Below are 15136 nucleotides of genomic sequence, written 5' to 3'. Positions count from 1 at the left end.
CAAAGATCATCCGCACCACTGCACCCCGCTCTCCTCCGAGGTTTGTTGCTGCGCTGTGGATTCGGACCAAAATTCCGCACGCCCCCTTTTCTGGGCTGCCCTCAAGTTGTTCGATCTGAGACAGTTATGGGTGCCGGTTACGAATTGAAATGCTCAGGCAGGGCAACGGTCATGGTGGTTCCACCGCCGGGACGGTCGTTAACAGTGACCGTGCCGCTATGTGCAGCGACTACCTCAGCGACGATGGCCAAACCTAAGCCGGCGCCCCCGCCGCTGCGCGCGCGGTCTGAGTCCAGTCGCACAAAACGCTCGAAGACACGCCTTCGCTCAGACTGTGGGATGCCCGGGCCGTCGTCGCTGACAGAAAGCACGGCTGTTCCGTTTCCGTTGCTGACCTCAATGCCGATGCGGGAGTTCGCGTGCCGCACGGCATTGTCGACCAGGTTGCGGATAACCCGTGATAGGGCTTCGGGGTCACCGGTCAGATGCGCAGGGCCGATATCGGTTTCGATCGTGCAAGCGCCTGCGCGCCGCACACGGGCAGCCTCGATTTCTGCGAGGTCCCCGAGGGCCATCTCCTCTTTTCGCAAGGTCAGACGTCGTTCGTCAGCGCGCGCCAACAAGAGGAGATCTTCGACCAGCGTTTGCATGCGTTGCGCTTCGGGAAGCAAAGTGTCGGCGGCTAATTCGGCATCGAACACTCCGGGGTGGATTTTGGCGAGCTCCAGCCCAGAAATAACGGTGGCCAGCGGACTTCGCAGTTCGTGAGAGGCATCAGCCACAAACCTTCGCTGCGCCTGCTGTCCTGCTTCAATGCGCGCCAGCATGTCGTTCATGGTGACCGCCAGGGCCGCAATCTCGTCGTGATTGCGGGACACGGGCACCCGTTGGGCAAGATCAGAGGTCGTAATAGCGGCCACTCTGCGGCGAATCGCGTCGACTGAGTGCAGCGAGCGTCGCACCAGCCGATAGGTTGCAGTCGCGGCAACCGCCACAATGATGGGTGCTCCGCAAGCCAGTAGCAGCGCCACGGCCCGCGCAGTTTCTTCGACTGCCTCACTGCCTCCGCCGACCAGCACCGTGTACTGCCCGGATACCGTTTCGACCCGCTGACCGCTCATTCTCATGTCGTCGCTCGGCAGCGCGTCGTCAGGGATGCCGCGCCTCAGTTCGGGACCGAAGTCAGAAACGGGGAGCAATGGTGTGTCCGGCGCAGAGCCCGACCTCAGTCGTACCGCTCCGGAAGGATCGATCACCTGAACGGCGACCACATGTTGATCCGTCTTCAGCAGCGCGCCATCCAGATCGCCTAAGGGTTTGGATTGCAGCGCCGCGGCGATAGTTTGAACTCTGGCGGCGGTCGCGTCATCAATCCCGTCGAGCAACAACCGGTAGAGAACTAAGTCCAAAGCGGTCCCGGCAAGGCCGAGGGCAAACAACACGACCACTGCCGAAATGACAGCCGACCGTGTAGAGATTCCCCAGTTGCGCGGCCGGGCAAAACCCCGAAGCCTCGATCGCGCGTTACCCCTCACACCGTGCACACGGCCATTTTTCTACTCATCGGCTAAGAGCCGGCTGAGAGGGCGGGCGATCGAGGCGCGCGCATCGATGTTCCCCTTGGGCCTCACAGTGGCTTCTCAGCGATCTACTCATAGCGTCGGTGCTTGTTGAGTGACTATTTGCTCGCATTTCGCGTTACCCACCTGCCCGGGCTTTCAAGGCTCGGGCGCCGGTGGCGCAGCGCTTTACGGAGCTGCCAGCCGATCCCGCCGAAGGACAATTGTGCCGAATCAAAAATATGATCTCGCCTCCCCCGTCAGTACACCGCGACGCTGGTTGACGCTCGCGATCTCGGTGGCCGCCACTTCGTGCGCATTTCTGTTCATCAACTGTGGGGTGTTTCTCATTCCGGCGCTGCAGTCCGAACGCCATACCTCACTCGCACAGGCGGGGTTATTGTCGGCGATGCCAAGCTTCGGCATGGTTTGCACGCTGATCGGCTGGGGCTACCTGGTGGACCGCCACGGTGAGCGCTGGGTGCTCACCGCTGGCCTGGGTGTGACCGCCGCGACCGCTTTCGCCGCCGCACCCCAGCGTTCCCTCGCGGCGATCGGCGCGCTAATGTTCCTCGGCGGAATGGCCGCTGCCAGCGCCAACACCGCTGGCGGACGGCTGGTATCCGGCTCCTTTCCATCCCACCAGCGCGGCCTGGCCATGGGAATCCGCCAGACCGCGCAACCGCTGGGCGTTGCAATCGGCGCGTTGGCACTACCTGAACTGATCGAGATTGAAAATGGATTTTTCGCCGCTCTGCTTTACCCGGCGGTCGCGTGCGCAATGGCAGCCGGAGCCTGCTACGTCTGCTTGACCGACCCTCCCCGGCCCCAACGTGCAGCCACCCCCCACGAGCAGCTAACCAACCCCTACCGGCGCTCACAAACCCTGCAACGTATTCACCTAGTGTCGGCGCTTTTGATGGTGCCCCAACAAGTCACGATCACGTTCATGCTCATCTGGCTGATCACGGAGCATCACTGGTCGATACCCGCGGCCAGCGCGCTAGTTACTGTCACGCAATTCATCGGCGCGCTGGGCCGCATCGCCGCTGGCCGCTGGTCTGACCGCCTCGGTTCTCGGATGCGTCCGAAGCGGTGGATCGCCACCGCGTGCTTTTCCACATCGGCGGTGCTTGCGTTGAACGACTATCTCAACTCGCCGCTCGCCGTTGCCGCCATGGTGGTTGCAGCCGTGACCGCGGTGGGCTACAACGGCTTGGCGGCCACAGCGATCACCGAGTTCGGAGGGCCGTTCTGGAGTGGACGAGCCCTCGGCGTGCAGAACACGTGCCAGCGATTAGCCGCCGCCGCCACAGCGCCTTCATTCGGTGCGCTCATCAGTGCAGCGGGATATCCGCTGGCTTTCGCCGCATGCGCCGTATTCGCTCTGGCGGCGGCACCGCTCGTGCCGGTCGATAGCGAACGTACTAAGGACCGCGACCTCGGCCTGGACTCGATTTAACGCGGTCGACGCTGTGCAGTAGCCAGCATGAGCGCGCAACGCGCGTCATTGTCGGGACATTCAGCCTGCGCGCAGCCCGGACTGCGGCGTCCAGGTTCATCGGGACCCGCCGCCGGCGCCGAACCGCTCAGCCGTCGGCATTGCCACTGTCGATCCGGCTGTTTGGCTTTGGGTACGGTTGCGACGCCGCGCTGGCCACACCAGGACCACGACCATTACTACCGCGTAAAGCAGCCATCCCAGCACCTCGATGAGCCGAGGATCGGTGGGAACGCCGAACAGGCCCGTGACTAGAGCACCCTGCACCGACTCCTCGGGGATCCAGTGCGACAGGTCAACGACCTGTTGTTGACCGATGTTCAGCCACCCCGCCTCGTGGGCAGTGCGCAAAACATTCAGTCCCAACCCGGCTGCGATGAGAACCAGGAAGATACCGGTGACCCGAAAGAAACGGTGCAGGTTGAGTTTCAATCCGCCGAAGTAAAGACCTACGCCCACTCCCATCGACACCGCGATTCCGGTCATGCCGCCGATAACGGCGAACCAGCGGCTGCTATGAGAGGTGCCCGCGGCCGCCAATAGGAACACCGACAACTCGAAGCCCTCTTTCAGGACAGCGAGGAAGGCCATGACCGTGAGCGCTAGGGAACCGCCCCGACTGACCGCCTCTTCGGCGCCAAGTTCCAGTTCACCCTGCAGTCTGCCGGCGTGGTGGATCATCCAAACAATCATGGAAGTGACAAACATGATCGCAAAGACACCAATGATGGTCTCCATCATTTCCTGCTGCGCCTGCGGCAAACCTTTTGACAAGAGGGTCAAGCCGACGCCGCCGGCGATGCAAATCAGTACGGCGACAGCGACACCAGCAAACATGGAACGAGTCGACTGGCCGTTCCGCTTCAGAAAGGCTGCGGCGATACTCACTATGAGCGTTACTTCTAAACCTTCGCGCAGGCCAATCAGAAACACCCCGATAAAGGCGCCAAATCCGGCTTGCACTGTCGCCCCTCCCTCTTCCCTGTGCGGGATCCTCAGTCACGATTAGCAAAGGATGTGACGGGACCAGCAGCCTATGGGGCGGACGCTGAGAAGGCGCTGAGAAGCCCACCAAATTGCATGGCTGCGTCATCAGGCGGGCACATTGAGCCCACTCGGTGGTGAGCCCGCCACGGCTCGCAGGTCGCCGTGAATCTGACTCCAAATCTCCCCTGTGCAGCCTCCGTCGTGTCTGCATTGGCGGAGCGGGTCATTGGTGCATGGCACGACCACTCTTGCGAACGCGATTCCGCGCCCTGACTCGCGACGATGCCATAGCGGGCATGTCGCGTGGACCACAGCATGCGCATCGACCCGTCTGGTTTGAACGCCAAAACCACTGGCTCGCGCACCGTCCGATTCCGCAGGCCGATCCATCGAGGCGCAAAGATGGCGATTCGTTGTCGGCTTCTCAGCGCTTCCTCAGCGCCTCCCCAATACCTTCGGCTCCGAATCAATGTGGCAAGCGTGGGAGGGGAACAATGAGCTGTCAACCTGATGTGGCCCCGGAGTCTGGGCTTGGCGGAGCGGTCGCCGTCGTCGGAGATGTCGCGGAAATGGTCGGGGCGTCGGCCAGGCCGCGGTTACGCGGCTGGATCCACCTCTACAGTGCCGTCGTCGCCGTGTTCGCCGGGACCACTCTCGTGGTGGCGTCGTGGTCGGAGGTGTCCAAACTGGCCGGCCATGCGACGCTGGCGTACGTCCTGGCCATTGTGTCGATGTTCGCGGTCAGCGCCACGTACCACCGCGTGTACTGGCAATCAGCGGCCGCACGGGCGTGGATGCGCCGACTCGATCACGCGATGATCTTCGTGCTCATCGCCGGCACCTATACGCCGTTCGCCCGCTTGAACATGCCTCGGCCGACCGGGCATGTCGTGCTGGCCGTCGTGTGGGGCGGGGCGTTGGCCGGCATCGCCTTGACCCTGCTCTGGCCGTCGGCTCCGCGGTGGATGGGTACGTCGCTCTACTTGGCGTTGGGCTGGGTCGCGGTGTGGTACATGGGCATGATCCTGCGCAACGCCGGAGTGGCCGCGGCCATGCTGCTCATCGCGGGCGGCGTCCTCTACAGCGTCGGCGCGGTCTGCTACGGACTACGCCGGCCCGACCCGTGGCCGACCACATTCGGCTATCACGAGGTCTTCCACACCCTGACGGTGCTCGCCGCGATCTGCCAGTTCATCGCGATCTGCTTCGCCGTGTTCTGACCCGATTGCTCGGCGAATCGCACGTCACGCCTTCGACCGCGTCAGTCCGGGCAGGATGAAGCCGTCCACCAGGGCCTGCACGGTGCGGCTGTCCGGCGGGTCGTTCGGCAGCAGCGACCGGTGAATGAGGTAGCCGGGCAACAGATCCCACAGTTCGTCGATGATCGCTTCCCGGGCGATCTCCCCCCGGTCCACCGCCTGTTGCAACACGTGCTGCATCAACGCTTTTCGTTGATCGAGGAATTGATGTTGCATGGCGTCGCTGAGGGCGGGGTGACGCGACACTTCGACCAGCACCGCGCGAATGGTGCTGGCCTGCTGATGCGCCTGCGCGCAGATGATTTCCCCGAGCTTCAGCAGGTCGCCGCGCAGGGTGCCGGTGTTCGGCGGTACCGCCACCTGGCACATGCCTTCGATGAAGGCGGCCAGGACCAGTTCGGCCTTCGACGGCCAACGGCGGTAGACGGTGGCCTTGCTGGCCCGGGCGGTGTTGGCCACGGCGTCCACCGTCAGGCCGTCGTACCCGTGTTCGGCGAGCAGTTCCAGCGTCACCGCCAGCAACTCGGCCTCGCGCGGCGACCACGGAGATGCGTCCGCCGGGGGGTCGATCGTCGCAGCCATAGCGCCCACGATAGGACGGCAGGGTTAGTACGGTCCAGTACCGTACTAGTCCGCGCGCCCTGTCACTCCGGGGCGGGTTCGGTTTCCGGCGGCCCTTCGGCCAGCAGTTTCCGGAACCCGTCTTCATCGAGGATCGGGACGCCGAGCTCGACGGCCTTGTCGTATTTGGAGCCGGGTGAGTCGCCGACCACGACGAAGGAGGTCTTCTTCGACACCGAACCGGCCGCCTTGCCGCCCCGGCTGACGATCGCCTCCTTGGCGTCATCGCGGGAGAAGCCGGTCAGCGAGCCGGTCACCACGATGCTCAGCCCCGCCAGGTTGCGCGGCACGCTGTCGTCGCGTTCGTCGGCCATCCGGACACCGGTGGCGCGCCACTTGTCGACGATGTCGCGGTGCCAGTCGACGGTGAACCAGTCGGTGACCGCGGCCGCGATGGTGGTGCCCACCCCTTCCACGGCGGCCAGCTCTTCGGTCGTCGCCCCGGCGATCGCATCGAGCGTGCCGAAGGCGGCCGCCAGCGCGCGCGCCGCCGTCGGCCCGACGTGCCGGATCGACAGGGCCACCAGGACGCGCCACAGCGGCGCCTCCTTGGCCTTGTCCAGGTTGGCCAGCAGCCGCCTGCCGTTGGCCGACAAGTCGCCGGCCTTGGTCCGGAACAGCTCGGTGCGCAGCAGGTCCTCTTCGCTGAGGCTGAACAGGTCGCCTTCGTCGGAGATCGCCCCGGACTGCAACAGCGCGGCCCCGGCCTCGTAGCCGAGCACCTCGATGTCCAGGGCGTTGCGGCTGGCCACGTGGAAGACGCGCTCACGCAACTGCGCCGGGCAGCCTCGGGAGTTGGGGCACCGGATATCGGCGTCGCCCTCCTTCTCCGGCGCCAGGGTGGTGCCGCACTCGGGACACGTTGTGGGCATGACGAATTCGCGTTCGGAGCCGTCGCGCAGGTCGACCACGGGACCCAGTACCTCCGGGATCACGTCGCCGGCCTTGCGGATCACCACCGTGTCGCCGATCAGCACGCCCTTGCGTTTGACCTCCGAGGCGTTGTGCAGCGTGGCCTGCGCCACCGTCGAGCCGGCCACTTTGACCGGCGTCATGAACGCGAACGGAGTGACCCGCCCGGTGCGCCCGACGTTGACCCGGATGTCGAGCAGCTTCGTCTGGGCTTCTTCCGGCGGGTACTTGTAGGCAATCGCCCAGCGCGGTGCCCGCGAGGTGGAACCCAGCCGGCGCTGCAACGCCGTCTCGTCGACCTTGACCACCACGCCGTCGATTTCGTGGTCCACCTCGTGCCGGTGCTCGCCCCAGTACTCGATGCGCTCCTGGACCGACGTCAGCCCGCTGACGACGGTGGTGTGCGTGGAGACCGGCAGGCCCCACTCCTTGAGCGCCAGGTAGGCGGCGTGCTGGCTGACCGGCCGAAAGCCCTCGGTGTGCCCCAGCCCGTGGCAGATCATCCGCAGTTTGCGGCGGGCGGTGACGGCGGGGTCCTTCTGGCGCAGCGAGCCCGCGGCGCTGTTGCGCGGATTGGCGAACGGCGCCTTGCCATCCTCGACCAGGCTCGCGTTCAGGGCCGCGAAATCGTCGACCCGGAAGAAGACCTCGCCGCGCACCTCGAGAACTTCGGGCACCGGGTAGTCATCGCTCGGGGACAACCGCAGCGGCACGTCGTCGATGGTGCGCGCGTTGAGCGTGACGTCCTCGCCGGTGCGGCCGTCTCCCCGGGTTGCGGCCCGGGCCAGACGTCCGTCCCGGTACACCAGCGACAGCGCGACGCCGTCGATCTTGAGTTCACAGAGGTAGTGCGCGTCGTCGCCGACCTCGGCGTGCACTCTGGCCGCCCAGGCGCTCAGTTCGTCGGCGCTGAACGCATTGTCGAGGCTCAGCATCCGCTCGAGGTGCTCGGCCGCCTCGAACTCCGTCGCGAACCCCGCCCCGCCGACCAGTTGGGTCGGCGAGTCAGGAGTGCGCAGCTCGGGGTACTGCGCCTCAAGCGCCTCCAGCCTGCGCAGCAGTTTGTCGAATTCGGCGTCGGTGATGATCGGCGCATCGCGCACGTAGTAGCGGAACTGGTGTTCGCGTACCTCCTCGGCCAGGTCCTGCCACTCGCGGAGCACCTCGGTAGACGTCACTCTGGCAGGCTATCGCCCTACCTCTCGCCGAGATTGCCGCCAGGGTCGCGCCCGGGACGAAATCACAGCCCTCACGGCAATCTCGCCGCGCGAGCCGCCGACGCCCTCGCCGCGCGAGCCGCCGCCACCCCTCGCCGCGCGAGCCGCCGCCGCCCCACGCCGAGATTGCCGCCAGGGTCGCGCCCGAGACAAAATCACAGCCCTCACGGCAATCTCGGCGAACAAGCCGCCCGCCACGCCGCGCGAGCCGCCGGCACCCCTCGCCGCGCGAGCCGCCGCCGCCCCACGCCGAGATTGCCGCCAGGGTCGCGCCCGGGACAAAATCACAGCCCTCCCGGCAATCTCGGCGAACAAGCCGCCCGCCACGCCGCGCGAGCCGCCGCCACACCCCCTCGCCGCGCGAGCCGCCGCCGCCCCACGCCGAGATTGCCGCCAGGGTCGCGCATGGGACAAAATCACAGCCCTCCCGGCAATCTCGCCGCGCGAGCCGCCGCCCCACGCCGCGCGAGCCGCCGGCACCCCTCGCCGCGCGAGCCGCCGCCGCCCCTCGCCGAGATTGCCGCCAGGGTCGCGCCCGAGACAAAATCACATCCCTCACGGCAATCTCGGCGAATAAGCCGAGGCTCCACTCACCCCTCTACTCACCCTTCTACGAAGGCCCGCAGCCGGTCCACCGCCGCGTCCCAACGCCGCGACAACTGGGCGAGGTAATCGCCCGCCTCGGCCAGCGGCTCGCTGCGCACCGCCCAGAGGCGCTCGCGCCCGCGCCGGCTACTCGTTACCAGCCCCGCCGACTCCAGCAGCTGCAGATGCTTGCTGGCAGCCTGCCGCGTAACCGGAATAACCTGTGTCACTTGCGTTGTCGAGCTCGGACCCACCTCGCACAGCCGTACCACGATGCGCAGCCGGTTGGCATCGCCGAGGGCGTCGAAAAGTGGCGCGCCGACCGCCGTCACGCCCGCTCCTCCAGGTAGCGGCGCACCAGGTCGGTCTGAATCGTCCAGCCCTCGGCGTTGGCATCGAAGGAGGCCCGACGACGCGCCTCGGGTATCGCGTCGAAGCCCGACTCGACGATGGTGAGCAGCACCCCGTCGGACACCTCGGCAAGAGTGAACTCCACGAGCGTGGTGGTGTCCTCATCATCCGGATCGATCGGCCAGCGGTAGGCGAACCGGCGGGGTGGCTCGACGGCGACGACCTGCCAGCGACTCGTGACGCCGGCGTGCGGCTCCTGGCGCTTGGCGACGTCGGCGTCGACTTCGGTGGGCGTGATCGTCGCGGTGACGGTACGCCCTTCAGCGAAGGGCCCGTCGAAGCGGACGCCGAACCAGCGTCCGAACTGTTCCGCGTCGCTGATCGCCGCCCACACCCGCTGCAGCGGCGCGCGCAGCAGCACCTGCTTCTCGATTCGATCGGCATCCATGCGCAACCTCCTGGTTGCCTATCACCTCATCACGCCTCCCGCGAAAATGCAACCGAAAGGTTGCGCATACACCTAGATCGCGTCGGGGTCCTGCGTGAATGCCTCCGCCGCGTCCCGGGCCAGCCCGACGGCGGTGCGCGCCCATTGCGGCGTCGCACCCGCCAACCCACACGCCGGGCTGACACCCACGCGTCCCCGCAGCGGCGAACGCCCGAACCCGAGGCGGTCGGTCACCGCGACCACCCTGGTGGCCACCTCTTCCACCGACGGCGGGCGCTCGGGAGCACTGCTGTCGACCACACCCAGCACCACGGTGCGCCCCGGCTCCACGAAGGCCGCGACCCCGTCCAGATCCGCGGCCCGCAGCGTGCTGACATCGATCGATACCGCGTCAATTCCCGTGCGCCCCAACATGTCCCATGGAATATCCGGAGCGCAGCTGTGCAGCACGACGTCCGCCCCCACCACCTCGGCGCAGCTGCTCAACAACCCCTCGGCGACCGCCTCGTCGAGCGAGGGCACCGGACTCAGGGCGGTGACCCCGGTCAGCCGGCCGCCCAGCGCGGCCGGCAGCGTCGGCTCGTCGAACTGCACCACCACCGGGGTGTCGAGCCGACGCGACAGCGCGGCGCGGTGGGCGGCGACACCTTCGGCCAGCGAGGCGGCCAGGTCACGCAGCGCTCCCGCATCGGTGATCGCACGGTGGCCGTTGCTCAGCTCCAGCCCCGCCGCCAGGGTGACCGGCCCCGGCGCCTGCACCTTGACCACCCGGTCACCGCCCCGCAGGCCCGCGGTCTCCCACGCCTCCTCCAGCGCGTCCATGTCCTCGTCGAGCATGCTGACGGCCCGGCGCGTCACCGCACCGGGACGGGAGGCGATGCGGTAGCCGCGCGGCACGGTGTCCAGCGCCACGTCGATCAGCAGGGCCGCGGCGCGGCCGAGCATGTCGGCGCCCACTCCGCGGGCCGGCAACTCGACCAGATGAGCCAGCGCGCCGGCCAGTTCGCCGACGACGACTTCGGCGGCCTGGCGCGCCGAGGTGCCAGGCCAGGACCCGATGCCGCTGCCCTGTGCGAAAACACTCACCGGGCAACCGTATTCGACATCCCACCGTGCGTCCCCGACCAGGGGTGTTTAGCACTGTTGCGCACGGGTAGATTTCGACCCGGAAGGGCGGCACATGGCGAGACTGACGCGGTTGCTCCTGGCGTGTTGTGCGATGGTGCTGACGACGGCGTGCACTCGCGTGGTGAGCGGCGAAGCGTTGCCCGCCTTCGGCGCGGTTCCGCTGGACGTGCTCGACGCGGGCACGGTGCTGCTGGACCAGTCCAGGATGCGCTCGATCACCGGTGCCGGCGAACACCTGACGATCATTCCCTCGATGGACGGCCGCTACCCGGTGGACATCGAGGACCTCGCCGCGACCGCGCCGGTGGAATGCCGGTTCGTGTTCGCCGAGACGGCGACGTTCGGTCCCGACGTCAAGGCGTTCCACAAGACGACCTTCCAGGACCCCGCCGGTGGTCGGCTGATCTCCGAGGGTGCCGCGAGCTACCACGACGCCGGTACCGCCCGGCACGCTTTCGAGGTGCTGGTGTCCACGGTCAAGGGTTGCGCGGACAGCTCGATGGGCTGGTTGTTCGTCAACTCGTGGGACGCCGGCACCGATTCGCTGCGCATGCGGCCGGGGTCGTGCGGTCGGGACTACCGCGTGTTGTCGGTGGCCTTGCTGGAAGTCACCTTCTGCGGTTTCCCGGAATCGGTTTCGGACATTGTGATGACGAACATGGCCGCCAATGTGCCGGGAAGTTAGGCCTGCCCGGTCCCGGCGATAGTGGCGCTGCCGATCACCTCGTCGCCTTCGGGATCCGGACGGTACAGCACCAGCGTCTGCCCGCGCGCCACGCCGCGCAGCGGCGCCCGCAACTGCACCACCAGCTCACCATCGGCCAATTCCGCTACGGCGTCGGCGATTTCGCCGTGTGCCCGCACCTGCACCGCGCATTCGATCGGGCCCGAGGGCGCCGCTCCGGCGGTGAACACCGGGGCCCGGCCGGTCAGCGCGTGCACGTCGAGTTCGGTGGCACCGCCGACGTGCACGGTGGCGGTGTCGGCGTCGATCGCTGTGACATAGCGGGGACGCCCGTCCGGGCCCGGCCCGGCGATGCCCAGACCCTTGCGCTGCCCGATGGTGAAGCCGTGCACGCCCTCGTGTTCGGCCAGCACCGCGCCGTCCCGGTCGACCACCGCCCCACGCCGGACGCCGATGCGTTCGCCGAGGAAGGCCTGCGTGTTGCCGGAGGGGATGAAGCAGATGTCATGGCTGTCCGGCTTTTCCGCGACCGCCAGACCACGACGGGCGGCCTCGGCACGGATCTGCGGCTTGGGGGTGTCGCCGATCGGGAAGGCGGCGTGCCGCAACTGCTCGGCGCTCAGCACCGCCAGCACATAGGACTGGTCCTTGTCCCGGTCCACGGCGCGGCGCAGCCGTCCGCCGGACAACCGCGCATAGTGGCCGGTGACCACCTGGTCGAAGCCGAGCGCCAGCGCGCGCGCCGACAGGGCCGAGAACTTGATCTGCTGATTGCAGCGGACGCAGGGATTCGGCGTTTCCCCCCGCGCATAGGAGGAAACGAAGTCGTCGATGACGTCGGCCTGGAACTTTTCCGCGAAATCCCAGACGTAGAAAGGTATTCCGAGGACGTCGGCGACACGGCGAGCATCGGCCGCGTCCTCTTTGGAGCAGCAGCCGCGCGATCCGGTGCGCAAGGTGCCCGGCGACCTCGACAGCGCCAGGTGCACACCGACCACGTCGTGTCCGGCGTCCACCATGCGGGCGGCGGCCACCGACGAGTCCACACCACCGCTCATCGCGGCGAGAATCTTCACTGGGCCGTCCCGGCGGCGGCCAGGGCGGCACGCCGCGCGCGTGCCACGGCAGCGGGCAGCACCTGCAACGCCGCGTCCACATCGGAGTCAACGCTGTTGTGGCCGAACGAAAGTCGAAGCGACCCGCGAGCGCTGGCCGGATCCGCGCCCATCGCGAGCAGCACATGTGACGGCTGCGCCACGCCGGCAGTACAGGCCGATCCGGTCGAACACTCGATTCCGTTGGCGTCCAGCAGCATCAGCAGCGCGTCGCCCTCACAACCACGGAAGGTGAAGTGCGCGTTGCCGGGAAGCCGTAGCGGGTCAGGGGCCCCGTTGACCCGGACGTCGTCGATCTGCGCGAGCACGCCCTCGACGAGTCGGTCCCGCAGTGCCCGCAGCCGCGCGCTGTTGGCCTCCAGGCCGTCCACCGCGATCCGGGCCGCCGCTGCCATGCCCACCGCACCGGCGACATCGGCTGTCCCGGAACGGATGTCGCGCTCCTGGCCACCGCCGTGCAGCAGCGGCACACACGCGACGTTGCGACGCAGCAGCAACGCGCCCACCCCGGGCGGGCCGCCGAACTTGTGCCCGGTCACGCTCATCGCCGAAAGTCCGCCGGCACCGAAGTCGACCGGCAGCTGCCCGACCGCCTGCACCGCGTCGCAATGCATCGGGACACCGAATTCGGCTGCGACGGAGGCTAATTCGTTGACCGGCAGGACGGTGCCGACTTCGTTGTTGGCCCACATCACCGACACCAGCGCCACGTCGTCGCCGCCGTCGAGCGCCTCGCGCAGGTCGGCGGCCGACACCGAACCGTCGGAGTCGGTGGGCAGCCAGGTGACTTCGGCGCCTTCGTGCTCGACCAGCCAGTTGACACTGTCCAGCACGGCGTGGTGCTCCACCTCGCTGGTGACGATGCGCCGGCGGTTCGCGTTCTCGTCGCGACGGGCCCAGTACAGGCCCTTGATGGCCAAATTGTCGCTTTCGGTGCCGCCCGCGGTGAAGATGACCTCCGACGGGCGGGCACCAAGCTTTTCGGCGATCAGTTCCCGGGATTCCTCGATCCGCCGACGCGCCGCGCGCCCAGTGGTGTGCAGCGACGACGCGTTGCCCACGGTGCCGAGCACAGCCGTCATCGCCTCGATGGCGGCGGGGTGCATCGGGGTGGTGGCGGCGTGATCGAGGTAGACCATGACCCGCCCCACGATACCGGCCCCTCCTGCAGCGATTCCGGCCGGAACAGGGCGCGGACCCGCGACTGATAGCGTAGTGAACAATGTGTTCAGTACTGCCGCAGGGGGACAGTTGACCGCGCCGCCGACACAGAACCGCAGAACCGCGTGAGCGCCGAGAGCCGGCGGTGGTGCTTTGCCGACCAACTCGGCCCCCACTTCCTGGACGATCCGGCTCAACCGGTGCTGCTGATCGAGTCGCAGGCTGTGTTCGCGCGCCGAAGGTTCCACCGGCGCAAGGCGCATCTGGTGCTCTCGGCGTTGCGCCACCGGGCGGCTGAGCTCGGCGAGCAGGCCGTGTTCCTGCAGACGAGCAGCTATCGGGAAGCCCTTGATCAGCTCAAGGAGCCGGTCAGCGTGTGCCAGCCCACCTCGTGGGCGGCCGACCGGTTCGTGCGATCGCTGCCGTCGGTCGAGGTAGTGCCCGCCCGGGGATTCTGCACGAGCCGGCAAGATTTCGACGAGTGGGCGGAATCACAGCGGACGCTGCGCCTGGAGAATTTCTACCGGACCGCCCGCCGCCGCTTCGACCTGCTGATGGACGGTGACCAGCCCGCCGAGGGCCGGTGGAATTTCGACGCCGATAATCGCGAACCCGCCCCCAAAGCCGCCGATGATCTGGGTGTTCCACAGCCCTGGTTGCCCGAGGAAGACGAGATCGACGAACAGGTTCGCGCCGACCTGGACCGCTGGGAACGCGACGGAGAGGTGACGTTCGTCGGACGCGACGGTCCGCGCGAGTTCGCCGTCACGCCAGCGGAGGCGCAGCAGGCACTGCAAGTGTTTCTGCGAGATCGACTGCCGCACTTCGGCCCTCACGAAGATGCCATGCTCAGTGGCGACCGGTTCATGGCGCACAGCCTGCTGTCGGCGCCGATGAACCTGGGCCTGCTGGATCCGCTGGACTGTGCCTACGCCGCCGAGGACGCCTACCGCAGCAAGAAGGCGCCGATCAGCAGCGTGGAGGGATATATCCGCCAGCTGATCGGCTGGCGCGACTACATCTGGCACGTGTATTGGCACTTCGGCGAAAACTACCGTCACCGCAACGCTTTACACGCCACCAACAGCCTGCCGGCCTGGTTCACCGAGCTGGATGCCGATGCGGTGCAAGCGAACTGCCTCAAGGACGTGCTGGCGCAGGTGCGCGATCACGGCTGGGTGCACCACATCCCGCGCCTGATGGTGCTGTCCAACTATGCGCTGCAACGGGGTTGGGATCCGGCCGCCGTCACCGACTGGTTTCACCGGTCCTTTGTCGACGGCTATGACTGGGTGATGGTCGCGAACGTGGTCGGCATGTCGTTGCATGCCGACGGCGGGTTGATGGCGACCAAGCCCTATGCATCGGGGGGCGCCTACATCAACCGCATGAGCGACTACTGCGGCGGATGCCGCTACCAGCCCAGCAAACGGGTCGGCGAGCAAGCCTGCCCCTTCACCGGCGGCTACTGGTGGTTCCTGGCGCGCAACACCGGGGAGTTGGGACGCAACCGCCGCATGGCTCAACCCATGGCGGGGCTGGGCAGGCTGAAGGACCTCGACGAGGTGGTCGCCCAGCAGCGCGGCCTCGGGGACAGTGCGCCGTAA

General features: G+C 67.2%; 13 protein-coding genes. 4 read left to right on the top strand and 9 right to left on the bottom strand.

What is annotated here, in order from left to right:
• Positions 1-137: 137 nt before the first annotated feature.
• Positions 138-1535 (bottom strand): HAMP domain-containing sensor histidine kinase, encoded by a 1398-nt coding sequence (locus tag C0J29_RS09895; protein ID WP_065161649.1) that lies wholly within the window; start codon positions 1533-1535, stop codon positions 138-140.
• A gap of 304 nt (positions 1536-1839) precedes the next feature.
• Here C0J29_RS09895 and C0J29_RS09890 point away from each other — a divergent pair, with 304 nt between their 5' ends.
• On the top strand, positions 1840-3021 hold the full coding sequence (locus C0J29_RS09890) for an MFS transporter (RefSeq protein WP_306255245.1): 1182 nt from the start codon (positions 1840-1842) through the stop codon (positions 3019-3021).
• Positions 3022-3117: 96 nt separating this feature from the next.
• Here the strand turns inward: C0J29_RS09890 and C0J29_RS09885 are convergent, their stop codons facing one another.
• Positions 3118-4023, bottom strand: coding sequence for an FTR1 family iron permease (locus tag C0J29_RS09885; protein ID WP_082994038.1), 906 nt, complete (start codon positions 4021-4023; stop codon positions 3118-3120).
• 518 nt (positions 4024-4541) lie between these two features.
• On the opposite strand from C0J29_RS09885, the gene trhA reads away from it, so the two are divergent.
• On the top strand, positions 4542-5267 hold the full coding sequence (gene trhA / locus C0J29_RS09880; RefSeq protein WP_065047988.1) for a PAQR family membrane homeostasis protein TrhA: 726 nt from the start codon (positions 4542-4544) through the stop codon (positions 5265-5267).
• Between the two features lie 24 nt (positions 5268-5291).
• Here trhA and C0J29_RS09875 read toward each other — a convergent pair whose 3' ends face one another.
• The 5 genes from C0J29_RS09875 to C0J29_RS09855 form a co-directional block, all read right to left on the bottom strand.
• Positions 5292-5888: a TetR/AcrR family transcriptional regulator gene (locus tag C0J29_RS09875; RefSeq protein ID WP_065047987.1), complete on the bottom strand. Its 597-nt coding sequence runs from the start codon at positions 5886-5888 to the stop codon at positions 5292-5294.
• A gap of 62 nt (positions 5889-5950) precedes the next feature.
• The gene (ligA, locus tag C0J29_RS09870; protein WP_120792204.1) at positions 5951-8017 is read right to left on the bottom strand and encodes an NAD-dependent DNA ligase LigA; all 2067 of its coding nucleotides are present in this window, start codon (positions 8015-8017) and stop codon (positions 5951-5953) included.
• 641 nt (positions 8018-8658) lie between these two features.
• Positions 8659-8973, bottom strand: a complete 315-nt coding sequence (locus tag C0J29_RS09865; protein WP_120792203.1) for an ArsR/SmtB family transcription factor — start codon at positions 8971-8973, stop codon at positions 8659-8661.
• Entirely contained in the window at positions 8970-9440 is a 471-nt protein-coding gene (locus tag C0J29_RS09860) for an SRPBCC family protein (protein ID WP_120792202.1), read from the bottom strand. Before C0J29_RS09860 ends, C0J29_RS09865 begins: the two co-directional genes overlap by 4 nt.
• Positions 9441-9512: 72 nt before the next feature.
• Positions 9513-10526: a uroporphyrinogen decarboxylase/cobalamine-independent methonine synthase family protein gene (locus tag C0J29_RS09855; protein WP_120792201.1), complete on the bottom strand. Its 1014-nt coding sequence runs from the start codon at positions 10524-10526 to the stop codon at positions 9513-9515.
• A 94-nt stretch (positions 10527-10620) separates the two neighbouring features.
• On the opposite strand from C0J29_RS09855, the gene C0J29_RS09850 reads away from it, so the two are divergent.
• Entirely contained in the window at positions 10621-11253 is a 633-nt protein-coding gene (locus C0J29_RS09850) for a sensor domain-containing protein (RefSeq protein WP_120792200.1), read from the top strand.
• On the opposite strand, the gene mnmA is transcribed toward C0J29_RS09850, so the two are convergent.
• Positions 11250-12329, bottom strand: coding sequence for a tRNA 2-thiouridine(34) synthase MnmA (gene mnmA / locus C0J29_RS09845; RefSeq protein WP_120792199.1), 1080 nt, complete (start codon positions 12327-12329; stop codon positions 11250-11252). The two genes, C0J29_RS09850 and mnmA, sit on opposite strands and share 4 nt — an antisense overlap.
• Positions 12326-13507, bottom strand: coding sequence for a cysteine desulfurase family protein (locus C0J29_RS09840; RefSeq protein WP_120792198.1), 1182 nt, complete (start codon positions 13505-13507; stop codon positions 12326-12328). Before C0J29_RS09840 ends, mnmA begins: the two co-directional genes overlap by 4 nt.
• A gap of 147 nt (positions 13508-13654) precedes the next feature.
• Here C0J29_RS09840 and C0J29_RS09835 point away from each other — a divergent pair, with 147 nt between their 5' ends.
• Positions 13655-15136: a cryptochrome/photolyase family protein gene (locus C0J29_RS09835; RefSeq protein ID WP_120792197.1), complete on the top strand. Its 1482-nt coding sequence runs from the start codon at positions 13655-13657 to the stop codon at positions 15134-15136.

Origin of the sequence: Mycobacterium paragordonae (genome assembly GCF_003614435.1) — a bacterium.
In the GTDB taxonomy this organism is placed as follows: Bacteria; Actinomycetota; Actinomycetes; order Mycobacteriales; family Mycobacteriaceae; genus Mycobacterium; species Mycobacterium paragordonae.
The sequence above is the reverse complement of the archived record's forward strand: the minus strand, read 5'-3'. Positions and strand labels throughout refer to the sequence as shown.

Bases quoted from the DNA above. Each gene is read 5' to 3' on its own strand.
- C0J29_RS09860 (WP_120792202.1), bottom strand. From the start codon at position 9,440: ATGGATGCCGATCGAATCGAGAAGCAGGTGCTGCTGCGCGCGCCGCTG.
- C0J29_RS09850 (WP_120792200.1), top strand. From the start codon at position 10,621: ATGGCGAGACTGACGCGGTTGCTCCTGGCGTGTTGTGCGATGGTGCTG.
- C0J29_RS09875 (WP_065047987.1), bottom strand. From the start codon at position 5,888: ATGGCTGCGACGATCGACCCCCCGGCGGACGCATCTCCGTGGTCGCCG.
- trhA (WP_065047988.1), top strand. From the start codon at position 4,542: ATGAGCTGTCAACCTGATGTGGCCCCGGAGTCTGGGCTTGGCGGAGCG.
- C0J29_RS09840 (WP_120792198.1), bottom strand. From the start codon at position 13,507: ATGGTCTACCTCGATCACGCCGCCACCACCCCGATGCACCCCGCCGCC.